General features: G+C 65.4%; 5 protein-coding genes. 3 read left to right on the top strand and 2 right to left on the bottom strand.

Annotated features, from left to right (window positions below; all coding sequences use genetic code 11):
* The 3 genes from MJD61_09255 to MJD61_09245 all read left to right on the top strand — a co-directional run.
* Window positions 1-1,253, top strand: a 1,253-nt coding sequence (locus tag MJD61_09255) for a UTP--glucose-1-phosphate uridylyltransferase (GenBank protein ID MCG8555457.1), incomplete at its 5' end; no start/stop codon positions are given.
* 5 nt (window positions 1,254-1,258) lie between these two features.
* Entirely contained in the window at window positions 1,259-2,455 is a 1,197-nt protein-coding gene (locus MJD61_09250; protein ID MCG8555456.1) for a hypothetical protein, read from the top strand.
* Window positions 2,456-2,561: 106 nt separating this feature from the next.
* Complete coding sequence (locus MJD61_09245) at window positions 2,562-4,376, top strand: hypothetical protein (GenBank protein ID MCG8555455.1); 1,815 nt, start codon at window positions 2,562-2,564, stop codon at window positions 4,374-4,376.
* 232 nt (window positions 4,377-4,608) lie between these two features.
* Here MJD61_09245 and MJD61_09240 read toward each other — a convergent pair whose 3' ends face one another.
* Both MJD61_09240 and MJD61_09235 read right to left on the bottom strand, forming a co-directional pair.
* A complete protein-coding gene (locus tag MJD61_09240) occupies window positions 4,609-4,998 on the bottom strand; it encodes a PilZ domain-containing protein (GenBank protein ID MCG8555454.1) in 390 nt (129 codons plus the stop codon).
* A 145-nt stretch (window positions 4,999-5,143) separates the two neighbouring features.
* On the bottom strand, window positions 5,144-5,320 hold the full coding sequence (locus MJD61_09235; GenBank protein MCG8555453.1) for a hypothetical protein: 177 nt from the start codon (window positions 5,318-5,320) through the stop codon (window positions 5,144-5,146).
* Between the last annotated feature and the right edge of the window lie 156 nt (window positions 5,321-5,476).

The following is a 5,476-nucleotide window of genomic DNA, read 5'->3' as shown; positions in this document are numbered from 1 at the left end:
GCTATCGTGCTGGCGGCAGGGGGCCGACGCGTCCCTGGACCTGCACGGTGCGGCCGGCGAGCGAGCTTTTGTGGCGGACTCGGAGCTCGACAGCGGACGCCGGGGGTGGTTGGGTTGGCAGCATGCTGGACAAGCACCCGGCCCTCGAGCTAGAGGGCGCCACCGCGTCGCTGTTGGAGCAGTATGGCTTTGACCGCCACACGTTCGAGCGGCTTCGTGCCCAGCTGCAGCAGCTCGGCACAACGGGCTTCGACAACCGCGTGCGCGGCAAGGTCGAAGCGCCTCGCGCCGGCGAGCTGATCGAGCTTCCCCCCGCGGGAAGCCAAGAGCACGAGCGACTCACGCTCCTCGGTGCCGATGCCCTGCGCGGGGGGCAGGTAGGCCATGTGGTGCTGGCAGGCGGCATGGCCACGCGCTTCGGAGGAGCCGTCAAGGCTGCTGTTGATGCACTACCTGGCCACACGTTTCTCGATCTTAAGCTCGACGGCGCGCGAGCGCTCGCCCGCAGTCACGAAACGGCCATCCCCGTCTATCTCATGACGAGCTTTGCGACGGATGCGGCCGTTCGCGCGGCTGCCGAGACGCTGCAGGATCCCGCCGCCCCGGTGCGAACCTTTCCGCAGTTCGTCTCGCTGCGCGTTACCGAGACCGGGGATCTGTTCCTGACCAGGGACGGCAAACCTTCGCCGTATGCGCCGGGGCATGGCGACCTGACGTTCGCGCTGCGGCGTTCGGGTGTGCTGCACGATTTTCGTGCGGGTGGCGGACGCGTTCTGTTCATGTCCAACGTGGACAACCTGGGAGCGACACTCGATGCAACGCTGATTGGCGCTCATCTGGACGGAGGCCGGCCCATCACGGCAGAGGTCACCGAGCGTCGTCAAGACGACAAGGGCGGAGCGCCGGCTCGCGTCGATGGACAGCTGCAGATCCTGGAGGAGTTCCGCTTCCCGGGCTCCTTCGATCCCGCTCGGATTCCGGTCTTCAACACGAACACCTTTGCCTTCGACGCCCAGGCCATCGATCGCGACTTCGATCTCAGCTGGTTTTGCGTGCGCAAGAAGGTCTCCGGCGCCACAGCCATCCAGTTCGAGCGCTTGGTCGGACAGCTGACTGCGTTTCTGCCTTGCCGTTTCGTGTCGGTGCCACGCGAAGGCAGCGCAAGCCGCTTCGAGCCCGTCAAGGACCCCGCCGAGCTCCAGCGCCGCAGATCCCAAATCGGCAGCCTGCTCAAAGCGCGAGGCGTGGTCTGACGGCTGTGTTGCGCAAGGGGGGGATAACGAGTGCCCGGCCCGGGGCTTCAGGCCGGGTACTGGCTATCGCACTTGCGGGCCTGTATGCCTGCGAGCCTGACGTACGACCGAACGCTTGCCATTTCGGCCTTGATTACGATGTCGCAATCTCCGGCGGTCGGCGCTTTCACGCGGTCACGTTGCTGGCTCGGAAAGGACACGCGCTGGCACTGTGGTCGGATCGGAGCGGCCTCTACGCCAGAAAGCTCACCGTGCGTGGCCGACCAGAAGGCGCAGCCACGAGGCTCGCCTCGGCGTGTCCGGGGGGGCTGGATGCCATAACGGGGGCTCGATCCGTCTGGGTAGCCTGCCTGCAGCAAGCCGAACGCGGTCGCGGCGCCCGGGCTACCTTGTTCCGATTCAGCGAACGCCTGGAGCGCCAGGGTGAGCTTGTGCTCGCGCAGGCCGGCAGCATCAGCAGCGGAATCTCCATGACGAAAACGCGAGACCGGATGCTGGTCGCCTGGCGAGACGCAACACTGGAAACCGAGCAAATACGACAAGTCACCGTCAAGGGCGACCGGCTCACGGGACCGGCGCAGGTGGTCTCCAGTCGCGGCATCGGCGTTGGTGCGCCTTACACCAGCGCCCAAGCGGGCAGAAGCTTGACGTTGTGGGCCGAACGATGGCCTTCGGACGCTTCGTTGCGCGGGCGCATCGTCGTGTTCGACGGGCGCGGCGCGCCCAGAAGAGTCCTGGATCTGCACGAGCCATCGGAGACCACACCCGTCCTGCTAGCCAAGCACGGGACGCGCTTGCTGGCATTCCGGGATCGGCGAGGCAGTCGCTTTCGTACCGGCTTGTACCTGACCGCCCTGAGCCCGGACTTTGTGCCGATAGCAGGTCCAAGGCGTGTGGGACGCGCCACCGGACCGTCGCCGGCGCGCCTCTGCCCATGCATGGGCGGCCTGATAAGCGCTACACCTCGCAACTTCTCCACGGATTTGTTCGTCAGCGTCAATTGGCTGCCGTGGGATCTAGGCAAACCCCTCGGCGAGCAGGAGTTCTTCGAAGACGACGTCCAAATAACTCGGGGCGCGGTTGCCTGCATGCAGGGCCATGCGCTGCTTCTGATGGCCGAGCGCGGAACCTCCACGCGTCGCCTGGTCCACCTGCGCGCCGTGACCTTCGAGTGCGACTGGGCCAGGGATATGCACCGTTGAGATTGACTGTGTGCTATGACTAGAATCGTCTGCTTTTGTACTCCATTACGTGGGTTTACATGAAACGGCGCGCAGACAGGGCCACACCAGACCCGCACGAGGTAACATGAGAGTCACGCAACCTGCATTGCCACCCCGGGTCGCACGCGAAGCTACCCAAGCTCTCGCACAGCGGGAATCGCTAGCACTCGTTTGCTGCTGTTTTCTGTTGAGCGGCTGCGGTGGGCCAGACAACAATTCTCCTCGCGCACCGACTCCGCCCGGAGCCGGCAGCGGGGGCACGGGTGCTGCCGGCCCGGTAGTGCCCGGCGCGGGCGTGGGTGCCGCGGGTTCGATCGCAGGCGGCTCCGGCGCTGGCGCTGTCGCGGGCACCGGCGCGGGAATGGCTGGCGCGAGCGGTCTAGGCGGCACCATTGGCGGCGTGCCCGGTGGCCCGCCACCGATCATGACCGGCCCTCCGGCCAGCGGCATCCAGCTGGTCAAGTTGGACGTCAATCAGGCCGTGGGTATTCCTCTCTTCACGGGCGGCAAGCCCACGACCGCGATGCAGCGGAAGGCCGTGATCCTAGCCGGTCGAGGCATGCTGGTGCGAGCGTATTGGAAGCTCGAGCCAGGCTGGAGCCCACGTACGATCAAGGGCGTGCTCACCGTCAAGTACATGGACGGCAGCATGAAGCAGGTTGCCGACGACAAGCAGGTCGCCGGCAAGGGTGACCCGAAGACCATGGAAGGCGCCTTTAACTTCCTGCTCGACAAGCCGGATGTGCGCGAGGGGATGGAGCTCGTGGCGGAGCTGTTCGAGGCCGGGCCCCCCGTGGGCCCGCCTGCCGCCGTGCCTCCGCGGATTCCGGCAACTGGCACGCTGCCGGTGCCGGCCCAGGCCAAACCTTCCGTGTTCGCGGGTGTGATCGTGCCCTTCTTGGGACCGATGGGACAGAAGCCGGCGCCCAGCGCTACGCCCGAACAGCTCAAGAACCTCACCGACTTCCTCTACGACATCTACCCCGTACAAGACGTCCAGCTGGAGGCGGTCGATCCGATTCGCCCCACGTTCAAGATGGGGATGGCTCCTGCAAGCTCTACTACGCGTGCTCCCTACTGGTACGCGCTGCACAAGCTCTGCACCAAACGGGGTCGCGGTCCGGGAGTGCTCTACCAGGGCGTGGTGAACAACAAGATCAAGGGCATCGAGCCCATCCAGGTATCTGGGTCGTCGCTCGGCCGCGGCGCCCCCATCGACCCCTCGCAACCATGCCGGCGCAAGACCGTGATTCAGGTGAACCTCACCAGCCCCCATCGAGGCACGTTTCCCAACCAGGCCGACGCCAAGCCGAGCACAACGGCTCACGAGTGGGGCCATAACCTGGGCCGCCCGCACACGCCCGGCTGCGGCGCACAAGGCACGGACACCATGTACCCGCACGGCGAGGGCCTGCTCGGCACCCAGGGCTTCCGGATGACGACGGGAGAGCTCTTCCACAGCCCGGAGCACAAGGACGTGATGAGCTACTGCTACTGCACCACGCCGGAGTGTGGGAGCGCGCAGCGCTGGATCAGCGATTACGTCTACAACTCGATCTATGAGACCACCACGGAGCTGACGAAGTTCCTGGGCGTGACGCCGCGACTCGTTGGTCGCTCGGTGGTCGGCTTCATCGAGCCCGGGTTCAGCGGCCTGTGGATGAACACCCGCGGGCAGCAGGCCGACGACGACGATGTGGCCACCTCCACCCAATACGCAATGGTCTGGGTGCACGGGCAGCCCAGTCAGCCCCTTCCGGTGACGGTGGACGTGGACTCCGACGGCTATAGCTCCCAGGTGGCATTCAACCTGCCGCCTGGCACCGAGCCGGAGTACGCCGTGGTGGTCGTCGACGGCGTCATGCGCCCCGTTGACATGCGCTTCCTCGAGCGCGAGTAGCGGTCACAGCCAGGTCCGGATTCGGGCCCGAGCTGGCCCGAGCCCAAGCCCGGAGCTCGTGCCGAGTCTACGGTACCAGGGGAGGACCATACCTACCTTCAAAAAATCGGCCATTGATGGCGTTTCACGCCTCCTTGCTCAGCCATTCGAGTATCGCCTCTCGGAGCGCGGCGTGCCGCGTCAAGCCGCGGGCGTCTGCGCGGATCTCTACGAAGTGGGTGACCGATGCAGGCTAACCCGCGATTTGCCCCAAAGGCCCCGAGAGATCGATGACGCGATCCCCGCGGCTGAGCGCCTGCAGCACGATCTCCTGCAGCTTGTCCTCGCTGGCTGGTGAGTCGTGCTCAAAACGGACCGCCACCGAGGAGCTGCCCCTTCGCTCGGCACGAGGGCGGCGCACCACGCGTCCCTTCAGGCTCAGTATCTCGTCGTCGGGTAGTAACAGCACGACCCGCACCGGCCCGCCTGACGGCCGCAGGTCTCCCCGCAGCAAGGCGCCCGCAGCCGACAGGTTGACGGCCACGTAGCGCCCGAGCAGTACTTCGTCCCTAAACAGCAATGCACTGGCGGTGAGTTTCGCTCGCTCGTGCGACCGCCGGTCTGCACCCGGATGCCCTTTCATAGCTTGCCTTCCTCCGATAGCTGCTGAAGCGCAAGCGAAGTGACGTGCCCAGGCCTCCGACTGAGACAGAATTTCTTAGCGCGTCTAGGTCACCAAGTCTAGGTCAACCGTACCATTGCTGCATAAACACGTGCCCCACCTCTTCCTACCCTGGTTGACTTTGGGGCCTGTGCTGCTCGAGCACGCGCTCGATGCGCGCGGCGGTGCGCGATGCCACGTCCGTGATGTCGGCCATACTCGGTTCGGGCAGCAGGCAAAAGCGCAGTGCGCCATGCTCATCGCACACGTAGACGCCGTCCAACGCCAGCGTGTGGCTATGCACGTTCTCCTTCCGGAGTGGTTCCGACTCACTCTTGCGTGCATCCAGGGCAATCGAGTTCTAGGGAACCGGGTTGGTAAGGAGGCTGAGGAGGTAGTTTTTGTCCCATCCAGCGCTCTTTCTGGCGGTGGCGATGCCGACTTTGCGTTTGCCATCACG

The organism is Pseudomonadota bacterium, from assembly GCA_022361155.1.
Taxonomy (GTDB): Bacteria; Myxococcota_A; Polyangia; order Polyangiales; family JAKSBK01; genus JAKSBK01.
Note: the sequence above shows the minus strand (reverse complement) of the source record. Positions and strands in the feature narration are given on the sequence as shown.